The following is a 25,998-nucleotide window of genomic DNA, read 5'->3' on the forward strand; positions in this document are numbered from 1 at the left end:
TTGACGACCCTAGGACAGCGGAGGAGCGGATGCCGCCCGAGCGAGTGCGTCGGCGACGAGCCGCACGTTCTCGGTGACGGATCCCGCCGTCACCCGTACCCGCTGCTGCGCGAGGGCGTCGGCGATGAACGGCCCGCCCGCGGCCACCGCGATACCTTCCGCCGCGAGGTGGACGACGGCGGCGCGCTCGTCGCGGACGGGCAGCCACAGATTGATGCCGTCGGGTGCGCCCACGTCGATGCCGAGGCGGCGCAGGGCTGCCGCCATGCGGTCGAGCCGGTCGCGGTACAGGAGCCGGGCGGTTCGGACGGGGGCGATGGAGCGGGGGTCGGTGAGCAGTTCGAGCAGCACCGCCTGCAGCAGACGCGAGGTCCACCCCGGTCCCAGCATGCGACGGCGCACGATCCGCTCGACGATGCGGGCGGGTCCGCCGAGGGCGGCGATGCGCAGATCCGGACCGTGCGACTTCGAGAACCCGCGCACATGCACGACCTGCGCGGGGATCCACCGGGCGAGGGTGACGGCGGGGGCGGTGGCGATGAGGGCGGAATGGTCGTCTTCGATGACCGTCACCGCCCGGCCGCCGGGGACGGTGAGCAGCACGTCGGCGAGGCGCCTCGCCCGCTCGACCGACATCGACACCCCGGTGGGGTTCTGCGCCCGGGTCTGCAGCACCAGCGTCGAGGGACGCTGTGCCAGGGCGCGCGCCAGGGAGACGGGCAGGATGCCGTCGGCATCGCTCTCGAGCGGCATCGCGATGCCCCCGGTGGCCTCCACCAGGTCGAAGATGTAGGGGAATCCGGGGGACTCCACCGCGACCCGGTCGCCGAACCGCACGACCTGCTCGACCGTGCGGGAGATGCCGTCGAGCGCCCCGTCGACGACGGTGAGCGCCTCGACCGTCCGCACCGGCCAGTCCTCCACGAGCGCGTCATGCAGCTCCGGCAGGACCGGGAGGTCGTGGTACCGACCGGTGTCGGCACGCGGACGCGCACGCGAGAGAGCCCGCTCGAGCGAGGGCAGCATCGCGGGGTCCGGCGTGCCGAGCGAGAGGTCGAGACGGATGCCCTGGGCTCCCCGCCCGCCCAGTCCGCTGGGAGCCGCGACGGGCGGTCCCTCGCCCGTGGACATCCCGCGCACCCGCGGACTCAGCCACTCACGCCGCTCCGAGCGCACGAAGGTGCCGGAACGGCCGCGGGAGGTGACGACTCCCGCCTGGGCGAGGGCACGCCAGGCCGCGGCGATCGTCCCGGTGGACAGGCCGAGGTCGGCTGCCATCTGCCGCACGGTCGGCAGGCGCTCCCCCGGCATGAGCGTGCCATCGGTGACCAGGCGGGCGATCTCCGCCGCCAGCCCCGCGGCGGAGCGGGATCCGAGGGCGCGGGGCGAGAGCATGCGGCTCCAATTAACGGCGAAGTCACCCGACGAAATCGTCGAGAAATGTTCAGGCGCGACAGTAACAGAACGCCCCGCCAGAATGCGACCACCCGCATTCCCCGCGGGGCAGAGATCGAGGAGGACCCATGACGACGGTGCGAGCGGCCATCACGCAGACCACGTGGACCGGTGACAAAGAATCGATGCTCGACAAGCACGAGCAGTTCGCCCGTGACGCGGCAGCGCGGGGAGCGGAGATCGTGTGCTTCCAGGAGCTGTTCTACGGTCCGTACTTCGGTATCACGCAGGACCAGAAGTACTACCGCTTCGCAGAGCCCGTCGACGGGCCGATCGTCCAGCGTTTCGCCGCCCTGGCGAAGGAGCTGGGCCTGGTCAGCGTGCTCCCCATCTACGAGGAGGCGCAGACCGGGGTGTACTACAACACCTCCGTGCTCGTCGACGCCGACGGCACCGTGCTCGGCAGCTACCGCAAGAACCACATCCCGCACCTCGACAAGTTCTGGGAGAAGTTCTACTTCCGCCCGGGCAACCTCGGCTACCCCGTCTTCGACACCGCCGTCGGCAAGGTGGGAATGTACATCTGCTACGACCGCCACTTCCCCGAGGGGTGGCGCGAGCTGGGCCTGAACGGCGCCCACATGGTGTTCAACCCCAACGCGACCAAGCCCGGACTGTCGAACCGCCTGTGGGAGGTCGAGGGCCCGTGCGCCGCCGTCGCGAACGGCTACTTCGTGCTGCAGCCCAACCGTGTCGGCCGTGAAGACAACGAATACGGCGAGGATGCCGTCACCTTCTACGGCACGAGCCAGGTCATCGATCCGCGGGGCAACCACGTCGGTGCGGTGGGCTCGGCCGAGCACGAGGAGATCCTCATCCGCGACCTCGACATGGACCTCGTGCAACAGATGCGCGACGACTGGCAGTTCTACCGCGACCGCCGCCCCGACACCTACGGCGAGATCGTGGAGGCCTGACATGGCCACCACCCTCCTCACCGGCGGCACCGTCGTCTCGGCGACGGGTCGTACCGCCGCCGACGTGCTCCTCGACGGCGAGAGCATCGCCGCCGTGCTGGCGCCCGGGTCGACCCTGCTCGGCCACGACCTCGCGGCATCCGTCGACACCGTCATCGACGCCACCGGCAAGTACGTCATCCCCGGCGGGATCGACGCGCACACCCACATGCAGCTGCCCTTCGGCGGCACGAGCGCCTCCGACACGTTCGAGACCGGTACCCGCGCCGCCGCGTGGGGAGGCACCACGACCATCGTCGATTTCGCCGTGCAGCGCACCGGCGAGCGCGTGCAGGACGGCCTCGCCCACTGGCACGAACTCGCCGCGGGCAACTGCGCCATCGACTACGGCTTCCACCAGATCGTCGGAGGGGTGGATGCCGATTCGCTCGCCGCCCTGCCCGGGCTCATCGACGAGGGCATCTCGAGCTTCAAGATGTTCATGGCCTACCCGGGCGTGTTCTACGCCGACGACGCGCAGATCCTGCGGGCGATGCAGGTGGCCGCCGACACGGGGCTCTTGACGATGATGCACGCCGAGAACGGGCCCGTCATCGACGTGCTCGCCGAGCAGCTGATCGAGAAGGGCAAGACGTCGCCGTACTTCCACGGCGTCGCCCGCGCGTGGCAGATGGAGGAGGAGGCCACGCACCGCGCGATCATGCTGTCGCACCTGACCGGCGCCCCGCTGTACGTCGTGCACGTGAGCGCGAAGCAGGCCGTCGAGCAGCTCGCATGGGCGCGCGACAACGGTCAGAACGTGTTCGGCGAGACCTGCCCGCAGTACCTGTATCTCTCGCTCGAAGATCAGCTCGGCGCCTCGAGCGAGGAGTGGGGCGACTTCGAGGGTGCCAAGTGGGTGTGCTCCACCCCACTGCGCTCGAAGCACGAGGGCCACCAGCACCACATGTGGCAGGCCCTTCGCACCAACGACATCCAGATGGTGTCGACCGACCACTGCCCCTTCTGCATGAAGGACCAGAAGACTCTCGGTCAGGGCGACTTCCGCGCGATCCCGAACGGCATCGGCTCGGTCGAGCACCGCATGGACCTCATGTACCAGGGCGTCGTCACGGGCCAGATCACCCTCGAACGGTGGGTGGAGCTGACCAGCACCACCCCCGCGCGCATGTTCGGCATGTACGGCAAGAAGGGCGTCATCGCGCCCGGCGCCGACGCCGACATCGTCGTCTACGACCCCGCCGGGCACACCTCCATCGGCCTCGGTACGCGGCCGGACGGCTCGCCCACCGGCAGGTCCCACCACATGAACATGGACCACTCCGCGTGGGAGGGCTACGAGATCGACGGACACGTCGACACCGTCATCTCCCGCGGAAAAGTCGTCGTCGACGACGGCGCCTACGTCGGCGCGCCGGGCGACGGCCGGTTCGTCAAGCGCGGCCTGAGTCAGTACCTGATCTGAGAGGAGACCCCATGGACTTCGGTGTCGTCCTGCAGACGAATCCCCCGGCCGCCCGCACGGTGCAGCTCTCGCAGCTCGCCGAGGCGCACGGCTTCAGCCACGTGTGGACCTTCGACTCGCATCTGCTCTGGCAGGAGCCGTACGTCATCCACTCCGCCATCCTCGCGGCCACCCGCCGGGTGACCGTCGGCCCGTTCGTGACCAACCCGGCGACCCGCGACTGGACGGTCACGGCGTCCACCTTCGCCACGCTCAACGAGATGTACGGCAACCGCACCATCTGCGGCATCGGCCGCGGCGACTCGGCGGTGCGCGTCACCAACGGGCGCCCGACCACTCTGAAGGCGCTGCGCGAGTCGATCCACGTCATCCGCGAGCTGGGCAACTCCCGAGCGGTGGAGTACAACGGCGCGACGCTGCAGTTCCCCTGGAGCCGCGGGTCGGAGCTCGAGGTGTGGGTCGCGGCCTACGGCCCCCTCGCGCTGAAGCTCACCGGCGAGGTGGGCGACGGCTTCATCCTGCAGCTGGCCGACCTCGACATCGCCGAGTGGATGATCGCGACGGTCCGCGCGGCGGCGGAGAACGTGGGACGCGACCCCGACGAGATCGCGTTCTGCGTCGCCGCACCCATGTACATCGGCGAGGACACCCCCGAGTCGCGCGCGCACATGATCGAGCAGTGCCGCTGGTTCGGAGGAATGGTCGGCAACCACGTCGCCGACATCGTCTCGAAATACGGAGGCGACTCCTCCGTTCCCGCCGCGCTGACCGACTACATCGCGGGGCGCACCGGATACGACTACAACTCGCACGGCAAGAGCAACAACGACCACGTCGACTTCGTGCCCGACGAGATCGTGGAGCGCTTCTGCGTCCTCGGCACCGCCGAGGAGCACATCGCCAAGCTCGAGAAACTCCGCGCGCTGGGGGTCACCCAGTTCGCCGGCTACCTCCAGCACGACAACAAGGAGGAGACGATGCGGGTCTACGGCGAGACCGTCATCCCGGCGCTCACTCCCCCGGTGACGGCGAAGCGGTGACACGCCCGTGACCGACCAGGTGATCGCCCCCGGTACGGCAGCGCCCGTCGAGACGGCGGACGACGGGCGGATGCCGGGGGCTTCCGGCATCCGCCCCTCCCGCACCCGCGCCGCCGCGGTGCGCGCGGGATGGGGCATCGCCGGGATCGCCGTCGTCGTCACGCTCTGGGAGCTGTACAAGACGTTCGGCCCCGCCGACGGCCTCACGGTCGGCAGCGACGGATCGGCCGGGTCCGGTGTCATCCTGCTCCCGCGCACGAACGAGCGCGCCATGCCGCACGTCTGGGACATGATCACGCGCATGTTCGCCCCGACCAGCGGCGGCGACACCCCGCCGTTGATCGTGTCGGTCGCGGGAGCGGCCGGGATGACGCTGGGGCTGGCCGCCCTCGGTTGGGTGATCGGCGTCGTGGTCGGCTCGCTCCTGGGCATCGCGATGCAGCGGTGGCGCCTGGTCGAGGCGGGGCTGCTGCCCTGGATCGTGGTCAGTCAGATCGTGCCGCTCATCGCCTTCGCACCGGTGGTCAACGCCATCGGCACCCAGGTGGACCGCTCGGGCTTCCCCTGGCCCCCGTGGTTGTCGGTGGCGCTCATCGCGTCGTACCTGGCCTTCTTCCCCGTCGCCGTCGGCATGCTGCGCGGCCTCTCTTCGCCCGACGCCCTGCACCTCGACCTGATGCGGGCGAACTCCGCCGGCTGATGGCAGACGCTCGTGCGGCTGCGCCTCCAGGCGGCCGTGCCGCACCTCCTGCCCGCGCTCCGCCTCGCCGCCGCCTCCGCGGTCGTCGGCGCCGTCGTCGCCGAGGTCTCGATCGGCCTCCGGGGCGGCATCGGGCGCATGCTCATCCAGCTCGCCGGCCAAGCCTCATCCGACCCGGCCGCCCCCTGGGCTCCCACCTTCGGCACCGTCGCAATGGGACTCGTCGCAGCCTTCGGCGTCACGCTCGTCGGGGTCGCTCTGCACCGTTTCCGTCGCGGGGAGGACACCGCATGACCACCCAGACCGCCACCGACCTCGCCGTCCGCGCCACGGGCGTCGGCAAGGTGTTCCCCAGCGCCGGCGGCGAGGTGAACGCCCTCACCGGGGTCGACCTCACCGTCGCCGCGGGCGAGTTCGTCTCGCTCATCGGGCCCTCCGGCTGCGGGAAGTCGACGCTGCTGCGGCTCATCGCCGACCTCGACAGCCCCACCGGCGGCGAGCTGACGCTGTACGGCAAGTCGGCGCGTCAGGCGCGCCTCGACCAGGACTACGGCATCGCCTTCCAGCAGGCGGCGCTGCTGCCCTGGCTGACCGTGGCCGCGAACATCGCGCTCCCCCTCGACCTGCATAAGTGGCCGCGCGCCCGCCGCGACGCCCGCGTGGCGGAGCTCGCCGAACTCGTCGGACTCACCGATTTCGTCGGCCGCTACCCCGACCAGCTCTCCGGCGGCATGCAGCAGCGCGTCGCCATCGCCCGCTCCCTCGCCGCTCAGCCGAAGCTGCTGCTGATGGACGAGCCGTTTGGCGCGCTCGACGAGATGACCCGGGAGCGGCTGCAGTCCGAACTCGCGCGCATCGCCGCCGAGACCGGGGCCGCCGTGGTGTTCGTGACCCACTCCATCCCCGAGGCGGTGTTCCTCTCCGACCGCGTCGTGGTCATGAGCCCCCGGCCCGGACGGATCACCCATGTCGTCGACACCCGCCCCGACCGCGAGCGCGACGACGACCTGCGCGAGTCGCCGGAGTTCTTCGCGCGGGTCACGGCCGTACGCGAGGCTCTGCACGGAGCCCCCGTCCAGCGGGCGAACGAGCGATGAGCGGGGTCCGACGCGCGGCGCGACGGCCCGCGGCATCCGCGATCCCCCGACGGAGCACGGATGCCGTGTGCGGGCGCGCCGTGGCATCCGTCACCGTGGGAGGTCGGCGATGAACGCCACGCCCCTGCCCGGCTGGGCGCGTCTGGCCGCCCCCGTCGTCGTGGGGCTCGCGGGACTGCTCGCCTGGTACGCGTTCGTCGCCTCGGGCAGCGCGCCCCGGATGCTGCCCGATCCGATCGCGGTCGCGACCGAACTCGTGGAGCGCTTCCCCCTGGTGTGGGAGGCGGCCGGCATCACGGGCACCAACGCCCTGGTGGGACTGCTGGCCGGAACCGTCGTCGCCGTGCTGCTCGCCGCCCTCGCCGCGACCTGGCGGCCGGTCGACGGAATGACCGCACCGCTCGTCGCCGCCCTCGCCGTGGTGCCGATCGTCGCACTCACCCCCATCCTCAACACGATGTTCGGAGCCTCCAGCCAGTTCGGCCGGCAGGCCGTGGCCGGGATCGCCGCTTTCGTGCCGGTGTTCGTCAACACGCTCCGCGGCCTCCGACAGACCCGCCCGGTGCAGCGCGACCTGTTCCGGGCCACCGCCGCGACCGGCGGGCAGACGTTCCTGCGCCTGACCCTCCCCACCGCGCTGCCCTACCTGCTCACGGGCGTGCGGGTCGCGGCATCCCTCGCCGTCATCTCCGCCCTGGTCGCCGAGTACTTCGGCGGCCCCGCCGACGGAATCGGCACCGCCATCGCCACGTATGCGAAATCGGGCCGCGCGGCCCTGGCCTGGGCGTTCGTCGGCGGAGGCATCGCGATCGGCCTCGTCTTCTTCGTCGTCACCGCCCTGCTCGAACGCGTCGTCGCGAAGCGACTCGGCGCCCTGCGCACATGACCGCGGCCCCACCCGGAACCTGCACCACCCGACACGCGCTCCACACGAATCGGAAGGACCTTCCATGAGACACAGCACCCGTCGCGCCGTCAGCGCGATCGCGGGGGTCGCGGCCGCGACCCTCGCCCTCTCGGCCTGCTCGGGCGGCGGTTCCGAACCCGCGGCGTCCGACGGCGATTTCACGCCCCTCACCTCGGTGAAGCTGCAGCTGCAGTGGCTGCCGCAGGCGCAGTTCGCCGGCTATTACGTCGCCCTCGACCAGGGCTACTTCCAGGAGGAGGGCTTCGACGACGTCGAGGTGCTGCCCTCCGGCGGCGACATCGTGCCGCAGGACGCCCTCGTCGCGGGCGACGTCGACTTCGCCGTCGCATGGGTTCCCAAGGTGCTCGGGACGCTGGAGAACCAGGGCGTCGAGCTGACCGACATCGCGCAGGTGTTCCAGAAGTCGGGCACCACCCAGGTCTCCTGGAAGGACTCGAGCATCACGGGCGTCGACGACTTCGAGGGCAAGCGCATCGGGTCGTGGGGCTTCGGCAACGAGTGGGAGATCTTCGCGGCCATGGCCGACCAGGGCCTCGACGCGTCGACCGTGCAGATCACGACGCAGGACTTCTCGATGAACGCCCTGCTCGACCGCGACGTGGATGCCGCCCAGGCGATGACCTACAACGAACTCGCGCAGCTGTTCGAGACGGTGAATCCGGCCACCGGCGAGCTCTACACGATGGACGACGTCGATGTGATCTCGTACGAGGACACCGCCGGTGCCATGCTGCAGGATGCCATCTGGGCCGACACGCAGCGACTGGCCGACGATCCCGCCTACGCCGACGCCGCCACACGCTTCCTCAAGGCCGTCGTGAAGGGGTGGGTGTACGCCCGCGACAACCCCACCGAGGCGGCCGAGATCACCTACGCCGCGGCGACCGCCCCGGGTGTCGACGCGTTCCCCGTGGGCCCCACCCATCAGCTGTGGCAGATGAACGAGGTCAACAAGCTCATCTGGACCGGCGGCGAGTTCGGCATGATCGACTCCGCCGCGTGGGACAAGACGGTCGAAGGGGCGCTGAAGGCCGTCAACCAGGACGGCCTCAACCTCATCACCGAGGAGCCGGGCGAGTCGGCGTACTCGAACGTCTACATCGAGCAGGCGCTCTCCGCGCTGAAGGACGAGGGGATCACCGTCGACGGCGAGTACACGCCGATCGAGGTGACGCTCACCGAGGGCGGCAAGTAGTCCGCGGTACGCGACGGTGGGGCGGTCTCGACTCGGGGCCGCCCCACCGTCGCGTCGGTGTGGCTGTGCCCAGCGGCGCGGTCACCTCGCACACCCGACCCGCCGTCGTGTCCGTGCGGCGGTGTCCGGCGCCCCGGGTCTGCAGTGCGCTCCGCGGCCGCGAGGCGGGCGCCGCGCGGGAGATCCCGCACGCCGAGCCGCCCGCGGTCGACCGTGATTGACTACCCCCATGCCCGTCACCCCTCCGGCCCACCACGCGCGGCGCCGCCCCGACTCGGGCGTGCGGCGCGGTCTGAAGCTGGCGGCGATCGCCCTGGCCGTCCTCGTGGTGGCATCCGTCGCCGTCGGCGGGTTCTACGCGTGGTCGCTCACCCAGCGCCTGCAGGAGGCCGCGGTGCCGCTTCCGGACGCGCCCGCCGAGCCCCCCGCGCTCAGCGCCTACTCAGGGCCCTTCGCGGTGCTGGTGGTCGGAACCGACGAGTGCGACGACGTCGTCGCCGGAGCGTTCGGCGACCGCTGCTCCGACCCCGAGAACGCCGGCACCCGCAACGACGTCAACATGCTCGTGCACGTCTCCGCCAACCCCCGACGCGTCACCGTCGTGTCGTTCCCGCGCGACCTGCAGGTCGAGATCCCGGAGTGCACGGCCGAGGACGGCAGCGCGTTCCCGGGCGCCTTCAAGGCCTCGATCAACACCGCCTTCGAAGCCGGGGGGTTGACCTGCGTCGCCGAGACGGTATCGGAGCTGAGCGGCCAGAGCATCCCGTTCGCGGCCAAGGTCAGCTTCGGCAACGTCGTCAACATCACGGATGCCATCGGCGGTGTGGAGGTCTGCATCGGCGGCGACGGGATCGACGACCCCGACGCCGGCATCCAGTGGGCGGCGGGACCGCGCACGGTGAAGGGTTTCGACGCCCTGGCGTTCCTGCGCACGCGCAAGGGCATCGGCGACGAGAGCGACCTCGCCCGCATCGGCAACCAGCAGCAGTACCTCTCGCGTCTGCTCAACAAGCTGCGCAGCGACGAGGTGCTCTCCAACCCCGGAACGCTGCTCGGACTCGCCAACACCGCCGTGAACAACATCACGCCGAGTGAGAGCCTCGCCGACCCGGTGCGGATCGCTCAGCTCGCCTACACGTTGAAAGACGTGCCCTTCGACGACGTCACGTTCGTGCAGTACCCGGTCAACGACGATCCCGACGACAACAACCGTGTCGTCCCCGACGAGACCTCGGCCGACGTCCTCTGGGCCGCCCTCGACAGCAACGCGCCGATCACCCTCACCGGCGACGCGGGCCGGGGCGTGATCGCCGACCCGTCGGTGCCGACCGAGGCACCGTCCGAGGCGTCCACCGAGCCCGGCACCCCCGCTCCGGATGCCACGGATGCCGCGGCGGCCACGCCCGCGCCGGAGGCGGTCGAGCTGCCCAGCAACATCAACGGCTCGAAGGCCACGCAGGCCACGTGCTCGCTCGGGAACGGCTGAGGTCCGGCGGCGGCGTCCCCGACGTCAGCGATCTGCGTAGAACCAGTCCCTCCGCACCGCATTCGCCGAGGGTGCGCAGATCGCGGAGGTCACGCGGATCGCGGAGTTCGCGCAGATCGCCGAGCCTGCGCAGATAGTCAGCGACGCAGAGCCCGCCGAGACCGATGAAGGACTCGGCATCCGGGGGTCCGGCCCCCGTGGTCGGAGATCCATCGGTGAGGAGTCGGGACCAGCGGCGGTCGACGCGGCGGCGCAGTCACGCGCCGGGATCGTTCAGGCCCATGAGCGAGCATCGAGGGGTGAAGAGTCCCGCGCGTCCGACCACCCTGCTGCTGCTCGCGGCGCTGACGCTCACCGCGTGCGCGCCCACGCCGGCGCCCGCCGTCTCGCCGACCGCGACGATCACGCCCACACCGTCGCGTACACCCACCCCGACCCCTCCCCCCACGCCCGACCCGCTCGCGGGCATGAGCGTGGCCGACAAGGTGGGCCAGATGTTCATGGTCGGAACGTCCGTGGACGGCGCCGACCCGACCACGCTCGCCGCCGTGGCCGACGACCACATCGGCGGAGTCTTCCTGCACGGGCGATCGGATGCCGGAACCCCCGCGATCACACAGCTGGTGGCCCAGTTCACCACGGCGATCGGTGCCGACCACCCCGAGCTGTGGGTGGCCACCGACCAGGAGGGCGGCACGGTGCAGGTGCTCTCGGGGCCGGGCTTCGACGGCATCCCCTCGGCCGTCGAGCAGGCCACGCGACCCGACGACCAGCTCCGCGCGAGCGCCGCCGTCTGGAGCGGGCAGCTCGCACAAGCGGGGGTGAACATGAACCTCGCGCCGGTCGCCGACGTCGTGACGAGCCCGGACTTCGCGGCATCCAATCCTCCGATCGGCGAGCTCGCGCGGGAGTACGGATACGACGGCGCCGCCGTGACCGCGAAGGTCGGCGCGTTCGCGGCGGGCATGCGCGACGGCGGGGTGCTGCCGACGCTCAAGCACTTCCCCGGCCTCGGACACGTCACCGAGAACACGGACACCCGCACGGGCGTCACCGACGAGACCGTCACCTCCGACGGTCCGGACGTCGGGGTGTACGCCGGCGTCCTTCCGCAGGGCGACGCGATCGTCATGATGTCGACCGCGACCTACGCGCTCATCGATCCGAGCGCCCCCGCCGCCTTCTCGCCCGCCGTGGTCAACGTGCTCCGCGACCGGGTGGGCTTCGACGGCGTGATCACCGTCGACGACCTCTCGGCGGCTCGCCAGGTGCAGCCGTGGTCGCCCGCCGACCGTGCGACCCTCGCCGTCGACGCGGGAGTCGACCTGTTGCTGGTGTCGGCCGACCCGTCCGTCTACCCCGAGATGCACCAGGCGGTTCTCGCTCGCGCGCAGAGCGACCCCGCGTTCGCGGCGAAGGTGGATGCCGCGGTCACCCGCATCCTGGCTCAGAAGGCGTCGATGCCGTGAGACCCGGCGCGCGTCACGTCGTCGCGGGTGATCGAGAAACGCGTTCTGCGGCGAGACACGGCACGACGTGGCGTTTCTCGCGCGAGGAAGCGTTTCTCGATGGCGATACGACGACGACGACGCGCGCCCCCGGGCGCGGCTGCGCGATAAGCTGAAAGGCTGTGTCTGTCGAACCCGTCATCGTCTACCCGCCCGAGCTGCCCGTCAGTGCCGCGCGGGAGGAGATCGCGCGCGCCATCCGCGACCACCAGGTCGTGATCGTCGCGGGTGCCACCGGCTCCGGCAAGACGACGCAGCTGCCGAAGATCTGCCTCGAACTCGGCCGCACCTCGATCGCCCACACGCAGCCCCGCCGCATCGCGGCGCGCACGATCGCCGAGCGCATCGCCGACGAGATGAAGGTGCCCCTCGGCTCCACCGTCGGCTACAAGGTGCGCTTCACCGACAAGGTGTCGGCCGACACCCGAGTGGCGTTGGTGACCGACGGCATTCTGCTCAACGAGATCCACCGCGACCGACTGCTGCGCCGATACGACACGATCATCGTCGACGAGGCGCACGAGCGCTCGCTGAACATCGACTTCCTGCTGGGGTACCTGCGCCGCATCCTGCCGAAGCGCCCCGACCTCAAGATCATCGTGACCTCGGCCACGATCGACCCCGAGAGTTTCGCGCGGCACTTCGCGGCGGCCCCGACCGAACCCGGCGGCGATCCGGTGCCGGCGCCTGTCATCGAGGTGTCGGGGCGCACCTACCCGGTCGAGATCCGATACCGGCCGTCGGGTGGCGACGCCGACGCGGGCGAGAATACGGATGACGACGGCACCGACGCCCCGGCATCCGGCGGCCGCGAAGCCTCCGGGCCGCAGAGGGTCCGGCCTTCGACACGTCCCGCCCCGAAGGCCGGTCGCTCCGACGACGACGTCGACGAGGTCGGTGCCGTAGTCGCCGCCCTGCGCGAACTCGACCGGGAGTCCGCGGGCGACGTGCTCGTCTTCTTCCCCGGCGAGGCCGAGATCCGGGATGCCGCTGATGCCATCCGCGGGGCGTACCAGAAAGACGCCGCCCCCACCGAAGTGCTCCCCCTCTTCGGCCGCCTCTCCGCCGCCGAGCAGCACCGCGTCTTCGAGCGCTCGAGCGTCGCGGGCGTCCGCCGCCGCGTCATCCTCGCCACCAACGTCGCCGAGACGAGCCTCACGGTCCCCGGCATCCGGTACGTCGTCGACACCGGCACCGCGCGCATCTCCCGCTACAGCAACCGCTCGAAGATCCAACGGCTGCCGATCGAGGCCGTCTCGCAGGCGTCGGCGCAGCAGCGCTCCGGGCGCGCCGGCCGCACGTCGCCGGGCATCGCGATCCGGCTCTACTCCGAAGACGACTTCGCGCGCCGCCCGGAGTACACCGAACCGGAGATCCTTCGAACGTCTCTGGCGTCCGTCATCCTGCAGATGCTGTCGCTGGGCTTCGGCGACATCCAGGCGTTCCCGTTCCTGACCCCGCCCGACTCGCGGGGCGTGAAGGCGGCACTCGACCTGCTCGTGGAGCTCGGCGCGGTGAAGCTGCCGGCACCGGGGGCACGGGGCGGGAGCGAGTCATCGCGGGAGCGCGACGTGCGCGACGACGGCGATCCGTCGCGCCGGCGCTCGAGCCGCCATGACGAGAGCGGCCCGCGGCTCACCGAGATCGGCCGCGAGATCGCGCGGCTGCCGATCGACCCGCGCTTCGCCCGCATGCTCATCGAGGCGCGACGGCACGACGTGCAGCCCGAGGTGCTCGCGATCGTGTCGGGCATGTCGATCCAGGACGTGCGCGAGCGCCCCGAGGAGCGCCGCGAGGAGGCCGACAGGTTCCACGCGCGTTTCACCGACCCCACCAGCGACTTCCTCTCCCTGCTGAACCTCTGGGATTACCTGCAGGAGAAGCAGGCCGAGCTCGGATCGAGCGCCTTCCGGCGCCTGTGCCGCAGCGAGCACCTCAACTACGTGCGCGTGCGCGAGTGGGTCGACGTGCACCGACAGCTGCGGTCGCTGGGCAGCGAGGGCGGGCGCGGCGAGGGTCGTTCGCAGAACCACATGGTGGGTTCACACCGCTCTCAGCAACACCATTCGGGACATGCACCGGCACAGGTGGCGCAAGGGCCCGCCGCCACCAGCCGGAAGGGACATCCACCGGCGCAGGCGCGAGGAGGGCACGGCGACACCGCCCCCGAGGGCCACGCCGCCGGCGACGCCATCCACCGCGCGATCCTCTCCGGACTGCTGTCGCACCTCGGCATCCTGGATCCCCGCACGATGGCGCAGACCAAGGACCGCAAAGCCCCCACTGACGCACGACCCGTCAAGGGCGAGTACGTCGGGGCGCGCGGCGCGCGGTTCGCGATCTTCCCCGGCTCGGGATTGAAGAAGAAACGCCCCGCAGCCGTCATGGCCGCCGAACTCGTCGAGACTTCGCGCCTGTTCGCCCGCACGGTCGCCGCCGTCGACCCCGCCTGGGCGGAAGACCTCGCTCCCGATCTGGTGAAACGCTCGCTCAGCGAGCCGCACTGGTCGAAGGATGCCGGCTCCGCCGCCGCCTACGAGAAGGTCACCCTCTTCGGGGTCGAGCTCGTCGGCCGCCGCCGCGTGCAGCTCGCGCGCTTCGACCGGCCGCTCGCGCGCGAGATGTTCGTGCGCCACGCGCTGGTCGAGGGCGAATGGGACCCGTCGGTGCTCGACAAGCGGCTCACCGCGTTCCTGCGCCGCAACGTCGAGCAGCGCCGCCTGCTCGAGAAGATCGAGGAGCGGGAGCGTCGCCGCGACATCCTCATCGGCGACGAAGCGGTCTTCGCGTTCTACAACGCGCGCATTCCGGCCGACGTCACCGACGTGCGCTCGTTCGAGACCTGGTGGAAGGATGCCGTCGCCCGCACGCCCCACCTGCTCGATCTGCGGGAGTCCGACCTCACCGGCGACCGCGCGCAGGGGGATGACCGGGCGTTCCCCGCGCGCTGGCGTCAGGGCGATCAGACGCTGAACCTCGCCTACCGCTTCGAGCCCGGAGCCCCCGACGACGGTGTCACGGTCGTCGTGCCGCTCCCCCTGCTCGCCCAGCTGCGCCCGGACGGCTTCGACTGGCAGGTGCCGGGCATGCGCGACGAACTGGTCACGGCACTGCTCCGGGCGTTGCCGAAGACGATCCGCCGCAACGTCGTACCCGCCGCGGATTGGGCCGAGAAGTTCAGCGCCGAACTCGCCGAGAAAGGCCCCGAGCACGCGAACGGTCTGCCGAAGATGACCCTGGTCGACGCTCTCGCCGCCCTCGTGCAGCGGGTGGCGAACCAACGGGTGAGCGCCGCCGACTTCGAGCTCGACCGCGTGCCCGCGCACCTCATGCCGTCGTTCCGCGCCGTCGACACGCGCGGTCGCACGATCGGCAGCGATCGCGACCTGGGAGCGCTGCAGCGCCGCTTGGCCGAGAAGGCCCGCTCGAGCGTCGAGTCGGCCATCACCCGCGAGCGTCCCGCCGCGCGTTCCGCCGCGGCGAAGGTCGCCGAGGCCTCCCCCGCGTTCGCCTCGCGTACGACGCTCACCACGTGGGACTTCGACGAACTCACCGAGGTCGTCGACACTCCCGTCGCCGGGGGCGTCGTGCGCGGGTATCCGGCTCTCGTCGACGAGGGCGACAGTGTGGCTCTGCGCGTCGAGGCCACCCCCGAGGATGCGGCGCGGTTCACGCGCGCGGGCGTCCTGCGCCTCATGCTGCTCGCCGTCCCCTCCCCCGCCAGCTACGTGCTCGACCACCTCACCGCGAACGAGAAGCTCGCACTCGCGGCATCCCCGTACCAGAACGCGAAGGCCCTGATCGAGGATGCCCGCGTCGCCCTCGCCGACGACCTGCTGGGGCGCGAGAACCCGAGCGGGGTCGTGCGGACGAAGGCGGATTTCGAGCGGGTGCGCGACGCGTTCTCGGCCGCTTCCGTCGAGCGCACGTTCCAGACCGTCTCGCTCGCGGCGAAGATCCTTCTCGCGCAACGCGAGGTGGAGCGGGCCATGAAGGATGCGGCATCCATCACGCTCCTCGGCGCGCTCAACGACGTGCGGGGTCAGGTGAAGGGTCTGCTGTTCCCCGGCTTCCTCTCGCGGGCCGGCCTCCCGCGCCTGCAGCACTATCCGCGGTACCTGGCGGGCGCGCTCGAGCGCGTGAAGACCCTGACCGACAACCCGGGCCGTGACCGCCAGCGCATGACCGAGTTCGAACGCGCCGCCGCGGGCTTCGTCGAGGCCGGGGGCACGCTGCCCCTCCCATCCGGCGCCCCGGCTCATCTCGTGCAGACGCGCTGGTTGCTCGAGGAGCTGCGGGTGAGCTTGTTCGCCCAGCGGCTCGGCACCGCCGAGCAAGTGTCGCCGCAGCGCATCGCGAAGGCCCTGAAGGGCTGAGGGCCTGGGGCGCGCGGAGGTGGCCGAAGCGCGGAGGATGCCATGACGGGCGCGCCCGGTTGCGGACATGGCCACAAATGGACGTTGCGCCCGATGGGGGATGTCCGCCACGGTGAGACGAACGACCGACGGCGGTCGAGCCGTTCCGACGGATAAGACGCCGCCGTTCACCCTCGCCATGTCGTCGTGGCCGTCTCGTCCTCCGCACTCCGCGGCGGACATCCGAGCCGGCCGGCGACCGACTCCGACTCCGAAAGATCCCATGAAACGCATCACGCAGCTCGTCGCCCTGGTCACCCTGACGACTCTTCTGGCTGTCGGCGGCGGCACCGCGGCCTCGGCACGCGGCACGGCTGCCGTGAGCGCGAACCCCAGCACGGTTGCGGTCAACGAGACCACGACGATCACCGCAACCGGGCTGGGCGGGCTGGAGGACGCCTTCTTCGGTCTCGCCGGTTCACCGGGGGGCCTGCTCTCGACGCAGTCGGGTGGGGCCGGCTCCACCGACGTCAGCAGCCCGGCGACCGACGGCCAGGCCACGGCGTACTTCCGCGCCACGCAGGCGGGGACCTTCACCGTCGCCGTCGGTGACGGCGAGACCGTGCTGGGCACCGTATCGGTGACGGTCAGCGGGTCGGCACCGCAGCCCACCGCCACGTCGCAGAGCCCCATCATCGAGGTCGATTCCTCGCTGGTCGTCGGGCAGAAGACGCAGGTGGAGGCGAAGGTCGACGGCCTCCAGACGGTCGGCTTCGGCCTCGACTCCGCGGACGGCGGGTCATTCTCCGACGGAGGCTCCACCGGCCCGTCGATCACGACCGCCGTCACCGACGGGACCGCCACCGTCGAGTTCACACCCGCACGCGCGGGATCGGTGACGATCGCCCTGTCGGACGGAGAGACCGTGCTCGCGTCCGCCGTCGTCCAGGTCGCGGCCGCACCGGCCACCCCCTCAGCGACCCCCACCCCCAGCGCCACACCCTCAGCGAGCCCGACGCCCGCTCCGGTCGCGGACTCGGCTCCGGTGCTGCCCTGGATCTTGCTCGTCGTCGCGATCCTCGTCATCGCCGGTCTCATCGTCTGGCTGGTCGTTTCCCGTCGACGGGGCTCCGGCGCACGTCGCAACGGTCCGACCGCGGACTGACCAGCAACATGTGAGGGGTCACTCTCTGTCGCCGAACCGGAATCCGGGCGACAGAAAGCGACCCCTCACGTGCGCCGTCAGGAGCGAAGCCTCACCGACCCCATCGTCGCGGTCACGTCGACCGTGGCCGTGGCCGACGAACTCGTGCGCAGGCCGTTGTCGACCGCGCCCAGCCCGTCGTCGACGCGCACGCGATACTCGTCGTCGGGCAGCGTGATGTCGGCGGAGCCGGCGGTCACCTCGACGTCGGTGCGCGTCGGGGCGACCCCGCTGAGCGTCGCCGTCAGCTCGCCCCCGGCCACCTCGAACGCGGCCGCCTCGGCATCCATGATCGCGGCCATGGCCGATCCGCCCGTCACCGTCACGTCGATGTCGCGCGCCGCACCGTCGAGAGTGGCGACGCCTCCGGCGACCTCCACCGTGACGTCGCCGAAGCCGCCGGTCAGTTCCAGCGCACCGCCGGTGACCCGGATGTCGGCGGTGATCCCGGACCCATCGAGCTCCCAGGGCAGGATGAGCGTGGCACGCGGCCCGCGCCCCGCGTCGACGAACGAGCCGGAAGGTGAGGCGACGCGCAGGGAATCCCCGACCTGGTCGAACGTCCACCCCTGCGGGCCGCGGCCGTCCGCATCGAGCTGAGCCGACTCGACATCGCCGTACTCGACCGTGAGCTCACCCCCGGCCAGGTCTATCTCCAGGTCGGTGAGCGATGACGCCGAACTGTCGGGCGGCACCTCGTACGACGACGTGTCGCCCCGCCAGTCGGCCATCCTCGCCACCGCCGACACCCCGGTGCCGGCGAGGGTGGCGAGCGCGACGCACGAGCCGACGACGATCGTCATCACCGACACGACGAACGCGGCGCCGCGGCGGCGGGGCGGCTCGGGGGCCACGGGGGTCGGGAGGGTGGTCTGCGAGGTCATGAGGTCGCTCCGGTGTGGTCGTGGCCGAGGTGCACGAGGGCGGCGATGACGCGGCGGTTGCCGGTCTCGTCCTGCTCGAGGCCGAGCTTGGTGAAGATGGCGGTTATGTATTTCTCGACGCTGGCCTCGCTCACGAACAGCGCACCGGCGATGGCCTGGTTCGACCGGCCCTCGGCGATCAGCGCGAGAACGCTCCGCTCGCGGTCGGTGAGACTCTGCAGCCTCTCGTCACGACGTCGCCGGGTGAGCAGCTGCGCCACGACCTCGGGATCCAGCACCGTGGCGCCGCCGGCGATGGATGCGACCGCGGCGAGGAAGTCGGCGACGTCGGCCACCCGGTCTTTCAGCAGGTAGCCCAGGGCGCCCTGTCCGTCGGCGATGAGGTCGCTCGCGTACCGCTCCTCGACGTACTGCGACAGCACGAGCACGGCGAGCCCCGGATGCCGGGACCGCAGCGCGATCGCCGCGCGGATCCCTTCGTCGGTCCAGGTCGGCGGGAGCCGCACGTCGAGGATGCACAGTTCCGGAGCCGTCTCGGCGACCGCGGCCTCGAGCCCGGCGGCATCCGGAAGGGCGGCGACGACCTCGTGGCCGTCGTCGGCGAGCAAGCGCACGAGCCCCTCGCGCAGCAGCACCGAGTCCTCGCAGATCAGGACGCGCACGGGACGTTCACCTCCACCGTGGTCGGACCGCCCTGCGGGCTGTCGATGCGCGCCGTGCCACCCGCGGCGGTCACGCGGTTGACGATGCCGTCGAGGCCTCCGCCCGGGACGATCCGTGCGCCCCCGAGCCCGTCGTCCTCGACGCGGGCCCAGAGCGAGCCGTCCTCGCGCACCCGCACGTCGACACGACAGGCGGCGGCGCGGGAATGCTTGGCGGCGTTGGTGAGGGTCTCGGCGATCGCGAAGTACACGGCCTCCTCCGCGGCACGACCGCACCGCCGTGGCAGGCGCACATCGAGCGTCACCGGGATGTGGGAGCGGGATGCCAGGGCCGAGAGGGCCGCATCCAGTCCCCTGTCCTCGAGCACCGAGGCGTGGATGCCGCGGGCCAACTGGCGCAGTTCGGTGATGGCCGACTTCGTCGAGGCGTGGGCCTCGGCGACGAGGGCCTTCGCGGCCTCGGGGTCATCATCGATCTTCGTCTGCGCCAGGCCCAGCGTCATGCCGATCGACACGAGCCGCGGTTGGACGCCGTCGTGCAGGTCGCGCTCGATGCGCGTGCGCTCCACCTCGGCGGCCCGGACGGCGCCGGCCCGGCGGGTGTCGGAGGTGCGGGCCTGCTCGACCAGCTGCGCCTCGCGGGAGGGCACGAAGATCGCCCGCACGATGACACCGTGCAGGATCGCGAGGCCGACGATCACACCGAGCGCGACGATGACCGCGGCGATCCCGGTCAGGGGCGCCGCGATCCCGGGAAGCGGCACGATGCCGAGCAGGCGCGTGTCGGACCACCCGAAGATCGGGCTCGCCGTGAGACCGATCCCCCATGACACGACACTGATCGAGGCGATCGTGGCGAGACCCAGGACCGTCGCGATGGCGAAGGATGCCACGGCGCGCCACTGCAGCGGGTCGATGGCCTGCAGCCAGATGGTGTGCAGCACCCCGACGAAACCGGGCTTCGGGCTGCGGCGCGGGCGGATCGGCGCGAGCCCCAGGCCGTAGAGGCCGTCGACGCGGGCCCGCTCGAACCACGCCACCGCGAAAAGGGCATAGACGAAGGCGACGAGGACCACGACGCCGATGAGCAGAGCGGGGAGTAATCCGAAGCCCGAGCCGAACAGACCGAGAAGCGCCGTGAAGACGGCCGGGCCGACGACGCCGAGGGCGGCGAGGTGCGCGGCCGCACCGGCGACGCGGCCGGCCGAGGCGACGCGTACCTTCGGGGGCACGGGCGACGGGAAGGTGGGCCGCTCCGCCCGGGGGCCGGAAGCGTCGACGGCCGGAGAGGAGCCGGGGAGCGGCGGCGGGGGCGGGAGAACGGATGCCGTGGTCATGGCATCCACGCTAGGACTCCGGCCCTCGCGACACCTCCCGGTCAGCCCCCGGCTGGATTCGGGTTATCCCGAAAGTCCCGGCACCCGCGCGTGAGGGGTCACGTCCTGTCGCCGCGCACGATGCCAGGCGAGAGAACGTGACCCCTCACGCGGGAACATCCCTGAACGCGCGAACGCCCCGCCGCACGAGGCGACGGGGCGTTCGAGGAGGGCGTGGATCACCCGCGCGTGCGGTTCTTGTTCCACACGTCGAAGGCGACGGCCAGCAGGAGCACGAGGCCCTTGATGAACTGCTGCACGTCGGTCGAGATGCCCATGAGCGACATGCCGTTGTTCAGCACACCCATGACCAGACCACCGGCGATCGCGCCGACCACGCGGCCGACACCACCCTGAACGGCAGCTCCACCGATGAAGGATGCCGCGATGGCATCCAGTTCGAAGAGGTTTCCGGCACCGGGTCCGGCGGAGTTCAGGCGGCCCGTGAAGACGATGCCGGCGAGGGCCGCGAGCACGCCCATGTTCACGAAGAGCATGAAGTCCACGCGGCGGGTGTTGATGCCCGACAGCTTCGCGGCGGTGCGGTTTCCACCGATCGCGTAGATGTGGCGCCCGAAGACGCTACGGCTCATGACGGTCGAGTACCCGATGATCAGCACGGCGAGCACGACGAGGACGATGGGCGTGCCACGCGAGCCGGGAGCCACACCGAGCAGGTACGTGAGGTACGCGATGAGCGCGCCGCCACCGATGAGCTTGACCAGGAAGGCGACCTGGGGCTCGTTCTGCAGTTCGAGCGCGGCACGCTTCGCCCGCTGGCGCACCTGCGACACCACGAAGAGCACGAGGGTCAGGACGCCGAGCGCGACGGTGATCCACTCCGCCGGCGACGAGGCGGCCGGGAACAGGTCGGGGAAGAGATAGCCGCCGCCGAGCTGGCGGTACTCGGCCGGGAAGGGCGTGATCTGGGTGTTGCCCAGGGTCATCTGCGTGAGACCGCGGAACAGGAGCATGCCCGCCAACGTCACGATGAACGCCGGGATGCCGATGTAGGCGACCCAGAAGCCCTGCCACATACCGACCACCGCACCGAGCAGGAGCGACAGCGCGATACCGAGCCACCAGGGGAAGCCCCACTGCACGATGAGCACACCCGACACGGCACCGACGAAGGCGGCGACCGAGCCGACCGACAGGTCGATGTGGCCGGCGATGATGATCATCACCATGCCGATCGCGAGGATCAGGATGTAGCTGTTCTGGACGATGATGTTCGACACGTTGCCTGCGGTGAGCAGACGCCCGCCGGTCAGTGCCTGGAACAGCAGCACGATGACGATGAGGGCGATGAAGATGCCGATCTCGCGCAGGCGCGAGGTGAAGAACTGCACGATGCCCCCGGCACCGCCGCCGGCGCCGCCGCCGACGGGACCCTTCGGCGTGGCGGGACCCTTCGGGGTCACGGTGTTGTCAAGCGCTGACATGGTCGGCTTCCTTTTCCTTCGTCATGAGCACCATGAGTGCCTCGGGAGTTGCCTCCTCGATGGGCAGCTGGCCGGTGATGTGGCCTTCGCTGAGGGTGTAGATGCGGTCGCAGATGCCGAGGAGTTCGGGCAGCTCCGAGGAGATGACCAGCACCCCCTTCCCCTGCGCCGCGAGGGCGTTGATGATCGTGTAGATCTCGTACTTCGCGCCGACGTCGATGCCGCGGGTCGGCTCGTCGAGGATCAGCACCTCCGGGTCGGAGAACAGCCACTGCGACAGGACGACCTTCTGCTGGTTGCCGCCCGAGAGCTTGCCGACGACCACGTCCACGCTGGGGGCCTTGATGTTCATCGACTTGCGGTAGCGGTTGGCCACCAGGTACTCCTCGTCACCGTCGACGAAGCCGCCCTTGACGAGCTTGCGCATTCCGGCGAGCGAGATGTTGCGCTTGATCGTGTCGATGAGGTTGAGGCCGGCGCCCTTGCGGTCCTCGGTCACATACGCGAGACCGCTGCGGATGGCGTTGGGCACCGTGGAGGTGTCGGCCTTCTTGCCGTTGATGTAGACGGAGCCCGAGATGCGCGAGCCGAAGCTCTTGCCGAACACGCTCATCGCCAGCTCGGTGCGGCCGGCGCCCATGAGACCGGCGATGCCGACGACCTCACCGGCGCGGACGTTGAGGTTCGCCTGGTGGATGACGGTGCGCGCGGCGTCCGTGGGGTGACTGACGTTCCAGTCCTCGATGCGCAGGACCTCCTCGCCGATCTCGACGTCGCGGTCGGGATAGCGATTCTCGAGCTCACGGCCGACCATGCCGCGGATGATGCGGTCTTCGCTCGTGCCGCCGGTGGCCACGTCGAGCGTCTCGATCGTGCGCCCGTCGCGGATGATCGTGACCTCGTCGGCGATCGCGCGGATCTCGTTCAGCTTGTGGCTGATGATGATGCAGGTGATGTTCTGGCCGCGCAGGTGCCGGATCAGGTCGAGCAGGTGCTCGGAGTCGTCGTCGTTGAGCGCGGCGGTCGGCTCGTCGAGGATGAGGAGCTTGACGTCCTTCGACAGAGCCTTGGCGATCTCGACCAGCTGCTGCTTGCCGACGCCGATCTCGTTGACGGGGACGTCGGGGCTGTCGCCCAGACCCACGCGGGCGAGGAGCTTGGCCGCCTCGCGGTTCGTGGCATCCCAGTCGATCAGCCCGCGGTGGGTGATCTCATTGCCGAGGAAGATGTTCTCGGCGATCGAGAGGTACGGGCTGAGCGCCAGCTCCTGGTGGATGATGACGATGCCGGCCGCTTCGCTGTCGCGGATGTCCTTGAACTCGACGGTCTTGCCGTCGAAGACGATCTCACCGCGGTAATCGCCCGCGGGGTACACACCGCTGAGCACCTTCATGAGGGTCGACTTGCCGGCGCCGTTCTCGCCGCAGATGGCGTGAACCGTTCCGCGCTCGACGGTCAGCGACACGTCGGCGAGCGCGATGACGCCGGGGAACTCCTTGGTGATCGAGCGCATCTCGAGGATGGTGCTCACGAGGTCCTCCTTGCAGAACCGGCTCGTCGCCGGTCGGGATGATGGGGGGCGGGTGCGCGTCGCGCATCTCCGCGGGAGCCTCCGCCGCGACCCGGTCGGGCCGCGGCGGAGGCGGGGCGGGAGGGCCGGAGCCCTCCCGGAGGGATCAGCCCAGGTCGGCCTCGGTGTAGTAACCGCTGTCGATCAGGATCTCCTTGTAGTTGTCCTTCGTCACGATGGTCGACTCGAGCAGGTACGACGGGACGACCTTCTCGCCGTTGTCGTAGGTCTCTTCGTCGTTGACCTCGGGGGTCTGACCCTTGCGGATGTCGTCGACCATGGTCACGGCCTGCTTGGCGAGCTCGCGCGTGTCCTTGAAGATCGTCGAGTACTGCTCACCGGCGATGATCGACTTGATCGAGCCGACCTCGGCGTCCTGACCCGTGACGACGGGCAGGTCGCTGACCGAGTAGCCACCCGAGGTGAGTGCCGAGATGATGCCGATCGACAGACCGTCGTAAGGCGAGAGCACACCCTGGAGCTTGGTGGAGCCGATGACCGTGAGGATGTTCTCCATGCGCTCCTGCGCCGTCTCGGGCAGCCAGCGGAGGATCGCGGCCTGGCCGAACTCGGTCTGACCCGACGGGACGACGAGCGTGCCCTTGTCGAGGTAGGGCTGCAGCGTGTCGATGGCGCCCTGCCAGAAGAACGTGGCGTTGTTGTCGTCGGGGCTACCGGCGAACAGCTCCACGTTGAACGGACCCGCGGCGCCCGTGTCGGCGCCCGACGCGTCGAGCACGCCGAGACCCGTGAGCAGCGACGTGGCCTGCTGCACGCCGACCTTGTAGTTGTCGAACGTCGTGTAGTAGTCGACGTTCGGCGTGCCGTTGATCAGGCGGTCGTAGGCGATGACGGGGATGTCGGCGTCGGCGGCCTGCTGCAGGACGTCGGTGAGCGTGGTGCCGTCGATCGAGGCGATGATCAGGGCGTTGGCGCCCGAGGAGATCATGTTCTCGATCTGCGAGACCTGGGTGGGGATGTCGTCGTTGGCGTACTGCAGGTCGACCTGGTAGCCGAGCTCCTCGAGCTGCGCCTTGACGTTGTTGCCGTCGGCGATCCAGCGCTCCGACTGCTGCGTGGGCATCGCGACGCCGATGATGCCGCCGGCCTCTTCTTCGCCGCCACCCGCGTTGCCGCCGGTACGGTCGCCCGCGCAACCCGCGAGACCGATGCCGAGCGCCAGGACGCCGGCTCCGGCGACCGCCTTGAGCATGCTGTGCTTCTTCACTCTGGTTCCCTCCATTGGGTGTTAGTCGCGATGTCTCCCCCTGGAGGCCACCGCAGGCACTGCTGACGGACACTCCGAGCACGCACGGCCTCCGGGGCGAAACGAAGGGCCGGTCGATGGCGTGGGAGACCCGCGTCGTTCGAAACGTCTTCGTCTCGACGGATCCGCTCCGCAGCGAGTCCCGTCGGCCGTGTGACCCGGTCATGTGACCGTTCACATTGTGTGTGTGATGCTACCCCGCCCGGCGGTCGACCTGTCAAGTCCCGGTGCGATTGACATCCAGCCGTTGCCGAAACGTGACGAAGTCAGCGCGACGGGGGCGCGGTCGACGACCGCACGATCAGCCGCAGGTGGTCGGGCTCGGCAGCGGGCACGTCGCCCCGGAACTCGCCGAGCGTCGTGAGCAGGTCGGCGACGGCGCGCGTGCCGATCCCCACGAAGTCCTGCCGAACGGTGGTGAGAGGCGGCCACAGATGGGCCGACTCGGGCACGTCGTCGAAGCCGACCACCGAGATGTCCTCGGGGACGGAGCGACCTATGGCTCGAACGGCATGCATGAACCCCAGCGCCATATGGTCGTTCCCCGCGAACACGGCCGTGACGTCCTCCGTGCGCAGCAGCTCCCGTCCTGCCTCGTAGCCGAACTGCGCCGTCCAATCGCCGAGTATCGGCGGTCGCGGCGGGAGGTCGCTCGCATCCATCTCGGCGAGATAGCCCCGCATGCGATGGTCGGCCTCGACCCAGTCCCGGGGGCCGGCGATGTGCAGGATGCGGGTGTGCCCCAGCTCGATCAGATGGCGCACGGCGGCACGCGCTCCGGCGGCCTGATCGTTGTGCGAGGTCGAGACACCCGTGGATGTCACGGTCTGCACCGGCACCGGAAGCTGCAACTCCTCGAGGATCGGGATCACACGGGTCTGCGGCGCCACCGCGATGAGCCCCTCGATCGACTGCTGCATGAGGTGGTCGATCGAGGCGCGGACGTCGTCGGGGTCGCTCGTCGCGAGATTCGTGACGGTCAGCCGATACCCCGCGGCGCGTGCGGCGGACTCGACCGCCTGCACCATGGATGCCACGCCGTGGGTCGTCACGCGCGGGCCCAGCACGCCGATGAGACGCGACCGGCTGGTCGCCAGTGCTCGGGCGGCCTGGTTCGGCACGAACTTCAGCTCGGCGATCGCCGAACGCACTTTCGCCGCCGTCTCGGGGCGCAGCTGCGAACTGTTGTTGATCACCCGCGAAACGGTCTGGTACGACACCCCCGCCACCCGGGCGACATCGCGGATGCTCGGGGCGCGCCCTGTCGCCTCCGGGATATCGGTGTCGCTCATCGTCCGCCTCATTGCGGGTCCCGCGCTGCTGCGTGACCGGTCACACGAGGATAGCCGACGACGACGAGGGGGTGCGCGCGGGGGTGAAGAGCGTGTCGACCGGGGCGGGCGTGGGGTGCCCGCGGGGTGGAGCGGCTTCGCGGCGCGAGACG

General features: G+C 70.5%; 20 protein-coding genes. 12 read left to right on the top strand and 8 right to left on the bottom strand.

Annotation, left to right across the window (positions count from 1 at the left end):
• Window positions 1-9 precede the first annotated feature (9 nt).
• Window positions 10-1,395 (bottom strand): aminotransferase class I/II-fold pyridoxal phosphate-dependent enzyme, encoded by a 1,386-nt coding sequence (locus FHS07_RS12420; RefSeq protein WP_183420230.1) that lies wholly within the window; start codon window positions 1,393-1,395, stop codon window positions 10-12.
• 128 nt (window positions 1,396-1,523) lie between these two features.
• On the opposite strand from FHS07_RS12420, the gene FHS07_RS12425 reads away from it, so the two are divergent.
• From FHS07_RS12425 to FHS07_RS12475, 12 genes are all read left to right on the top strand, one after another.
• On the top strand, window positions 1,524-2,372 hold the full coding sequence (locus FHS07_RS12425; RefSeq protein ID WP_183420232.1) for a nitrilase-related carbon-nitrogen hydrolase: 849 nt from the start codon (window positions 1,524-1,526) through the stop codon (window positions 2,370-2,372).
• A gap of 1 nt (window position 2,373) precedes the next feature.
• The gene (hydA, locus tag FHS07_RS12430) at window positions 2,374-3,837 is read left to right on the top strand and encodes a dihydropyrimidinase (RefSeq protein WP_183420233.1); all 1,464 of its coding nucleotides are present in this window, start codon (window positions 2,374-2,376) and stop codon (window positions 3,835-3,837) included.
• 11 nt (window positions 3,838-3,848) lie between these two features.
• Window positions 3,849-4,877 carry a TIGR03842 family LLM class F420-dependent oxidoreductase gene (locus tag FHS07_RS12435; RefSeq protein WP_183420234.1) on the top strand — a complete coding sequence of 343 codons (1,029 nt, stop codon included), beginning with the start codon at window positions 3,849-3,851 and terminating at the stop codon, window positions 4,875-4,877.
• A gap of 7 nt (window positions 4,878-4,884) precedes the next feature.
• Window positions 4,885-5,577, top strand: coding sequence for an ABC transporter permease (locus FHS07_RS16520; RefSeq protein ID WP_246383576.1), 693 nt, complete (start codon window positions 4,885-4,887; stop codon window positions 5,575-5,577).
• A gap of 12 nt (window positions 5,578-5,589) precedes the next feature.
• Complete coding sequence (locus FHS07_RS16525) at window positions 5,590-5,871, top strand: hypothetical protein (protein ID WP_246383578.1); 282 nt, start codon at window positions 5,590-5,592, stop codon at window positions 5,869-5,871.
• The gene (locus FHS07_RS12445; RefSeq protein ID WP_183420235.1) at window positions 5,868-6,674 is read left to right on the top strand and encodes an ABC transporter ATP-binding protein; all 807 of its coding nucleotides are present in this window, start codon (window positions 5,868-5,870) and stop codon (window positions 6,672-6,674) included. Before FHS07_RS16525 ends, FHS07_RS12445 begins: the two co-directional genes overlap by 4 nt.
• A 109-nt stretch (window positions 6,675-6,783) precedes the next feature.
• Complete coding sequence (locus FHS07_RS12450; RefSeq protein WP_183420238.1) at window positions 6,784-7,560, top strand: ABC transporter permease; 777 nt, start codon at window positions 6,784-6,786, stop codon at window positions 7,558-7,560.
• A gap of 64 nt (window positions 7,561-7,624) precedes the next feature.
• Complete coding sequence (locus FHS07_RS12455) at window positions 7,625-8,797, top strand: ABC transporter substrate-binding protein (protein WP_183420239.1); 1,173 nt, start codon at window positions 7,625-7,627, stop codon at window positions 8,795-8,797.
• Window positions 8,798-9,026: 229 nt separating this feature from the next.
• Window positions 9,027-10,283 carry an LCP family protein gene (locus tag FHS07_RS12460; RefSeq protein ID WP_183420241.1) on the top strand — a complete coding sequence of 419 codons (1,257 nt, stop codon included), beginning with the start codon at window positions 9,027-9,029 and terminating at the stop codon, window positions 10,281-10,283.
• A 299-nt stretch (window positions 10,284-10,582) separates the two neighbouring features.
• Window positions 10,583-11,752, top strand: coding sequence for a glycoside hydrolase family 3 N-terminal domain-containing protein (locus tag FHS07_RS12465; RefSeq protein ID WP_343054714.1), 1,170 nt, complete (start codon window positions 10,583-10,585; stop codon window positions 11,750-11,752).
• Between the two features lie 161 nt (window positions 11,753-11,913).
• Window positions 11,914-16,167: a DUF3418 domain-containing protein gene (locus tag FHS07_RS12470; protein ID WP_183420245.1), complete on the top strand. Its 4,254-nt coding sequence runs from the start codon at window positions 11,914-11,916 to the stop codon at window positions 16,165-16,167.
• A 262-nt stretch (window positions 16,168-16,429) separates the two neighbouring features.
• Entirely contained in the window at window positions 16,430-17,311 is an 882-nt protein-coding gene (locus FHS07_RS12475; protein WP_183420247.1) for a hypothetical protein, read from the top strand.
• 77 nt (window positions 17,312-17,388) lie between these two features.
• Here the strand turns inward: FHS07_RS12475 and FHS07_RS12480 are convergent, their stop codons facing one another.
• The 7 genes from FHS07_RS12480 to FHS07_RS12510 form a co-directional block, all read right to left on the bottom strand.
• On the bottom strand, window positions 17,389-18,234 hold the full coding sequence (locus FHS07_RS12480) for a hypothetical protein (RefSeq protein WP_183420248.1): 846 nt from the start codon (window positions 18,232-18,234) through the stop codon (window positions 17,389-17,391).
• Window positions 18,231-18,896, bottom strand: a complete 666-nt coding sequence (locus FHS07_RS12485; RefSeq protein WP_183420249.1) for a LuxR C-terminal-related transcriptional regulator — start codon at window positions 18,894-18,896, stop codon at window positions 18,231-18,233. The genes FHS07_RS12480 and FHS07_RS12485 overlap by 4 nt, the downstream gene beginning before the upstream one ends.
• Window positions 18,884-20,233, bottom strand: coding sequence for a sensor histidine kinase (locus tag FHS07_RS12490; RefSeq protein WP_183420251.1), 1,350 nt, complete (start codon window positions 20,231-20,233; stop codon window positions 18,884-18,886). Before FHS07_RS12490 ends, FHS07_RS12485 begins: the two co-directional genes overlap by 13 nt.
• Window positions 20,234-20,451: 218 nt before the next feature.
• Window positions 20,452-21,717 carry a multiple monosaccharide ABC transporter permease gene (gene mmsB / locus FHS07_RS12495; protein WP_246383580.1) on the bottom strand — a complete coding sequence of 422 codons (1,266 nt, stop codon included), beginning with the start codon at window positions 21,715-21,717 and terminating at the stop codon, window positions 20,452-20,454.
• Complete coding sequence (gene mmsA / locus FHS07_RS12500) at window positions 21,704-23,230, bottom strand: multiple monosaccharide ABC transporter ATP-binding protein (protein WP_183420772.1); 1,527 nt, start codon at window positions 23,228-23,230, stop codon at window positions 21,704-21,706. The genes mmsB and mmsA overlap by 14 nt, the downstream gene beginning before the upstream one ends.
• Before the next feature lie 163 nt (window positions 23,231-23,393).
• The gene (chvE, locus tag FHS07_RS12505) at window positions 23,394-24,500 is read right to left on the bottom strand and encodes a multiple monosaccharide ABC transporter substrate-binding protein (protein ID WP_183420774.1); all 1,107 of its coding nucleotides are present in this window, start codon (window positions 24,498-24,500) and stop codon (window positions 23,394-23,396) included.
• Between the two features lie 320 nt (window positions 24,501-24,820).
• On the bottom strand, window positions 24,821-25,846 hold the full coding sequence (locus tag FHS07_RS12510) for a LacI family DNA-binding transcriptional regulator (protein ID WP_183420253.1): 1,026 nt from the start codon (window positions 25,844-25,846) through the stop codon (window positions 24,821-24,823).
• Between the last annotated feature and the right edge of the window lie 152 nt (window positions 25,847-25,998).

This window comes from Microbacterium proteolyticum (assembly GCF_014192415.1).
Lineage (GTDB): Bacteria > Actinomycetota > Actinomycetes > Actinomycetales > Microbacteriaceae > Microbacterium > Microbacterium proteolyticum.

Coding starts and splice junctions, on each gene's coding strand:
- FHS07_RS12480 (WP_183420248.1), bottom strand. CDS start 18,234: ATGACCTCGCAGACCACCCTCCCGACCCCCGTGGCCCCCGAGCCGCCC.
- chvE (WP_183420774.1), bottom strand. CDS start 24,500: ATGCTCAAGGCGGTCGCCGGAGCCGGCGTCCTGGCGCTCGGCATCGGT.
- FHS07_RS12420 (WP_183420230.1), bottom strand. CDS start 1,395: ATGCTCTCGCCCCGCGCCCTCGGATCCCGCTCCGCCGCGGGGCTGGCG.
- mmsA (WP_183420772.1), bottom strand. CDS start 23,230: ATGCGCTCGATCACCAAGGAGTTCCCCGGCGTCATCGCGCTCGCCGAC.
- FHS07_RS12460 (WP_183420241.1), top strand. CDS start 9,027: ATGCCCGTCACCCCTCCGGCCCACCACGCGCGGCGCCGCCCCGACTCG.
- FHS07_RS12510 (WP_183420253.1), bottom strand. CDS start 25,846: ATGAGCGACACCGATATCCCGGAGGCGACAGGGCGCGCCCCGAGCATC.
- FHS07_RS12425 (WP_183420232.1), top strand. CDS start 1,524: ATGACGACGGTGCGAGCGGCCATCACGCAGACCACGTGGACCGGTGAC.
- FHS07_RS12435 (WP_183420234.1), top strand. CDS start 3,849: ATGGACTTCGGTGTCGTCCTGCAGACGAATCCCCCGGCCGCCCGCACG.
- hydA (WP_183420233.1), top strand. CDS start 2,374: ATGGCCACCACCCTCCTCACCGGCGGCACCGTCGTCTCGGCGACGGGT.
- FHS07_RS12450 (WP_183420238.1), top strand. CDS start 6,784: ATGAACGCCACGCCCCTGCCCGGCTGGGCGCGTCTGGCCGCCCCCGTC.
- FHS07_RS12490 (WP_183420251.1), bottom strand. CDS start 20,233: ATGACCACGGCATCCGTTCTCCCGCCCCCGCCGCCGCTCCCCGGCTCC.
- FHS07_RS12455 (WP_183420239.1), top strand. CDS start 7,625: ATGAGACACAGCACCCGTCGCGCCGTCAGCGCGATCGCGGGGGTCGCG.
- FHS07_RS12475 (WP_183420247.1), top strand. CDS start 16,430: ATGAAACGCATCACGCAGCTCGTCGCCCTGGTCACCCTGACGACTCTT.
- FHS07_RS12445 (WP_183420235.1), top strand. CDS start 5,868: ATGACCACCCAGACCGCCACCGACCTCGCCGTCCGCGCCACGGGCGTC.
- mmsB (WP_246383580.1), bottom strand. CDS start 21,717: ATGTCAGCGCTTGACAACACCGTGACCCCGAAGGGTCCCGCCACGCCG.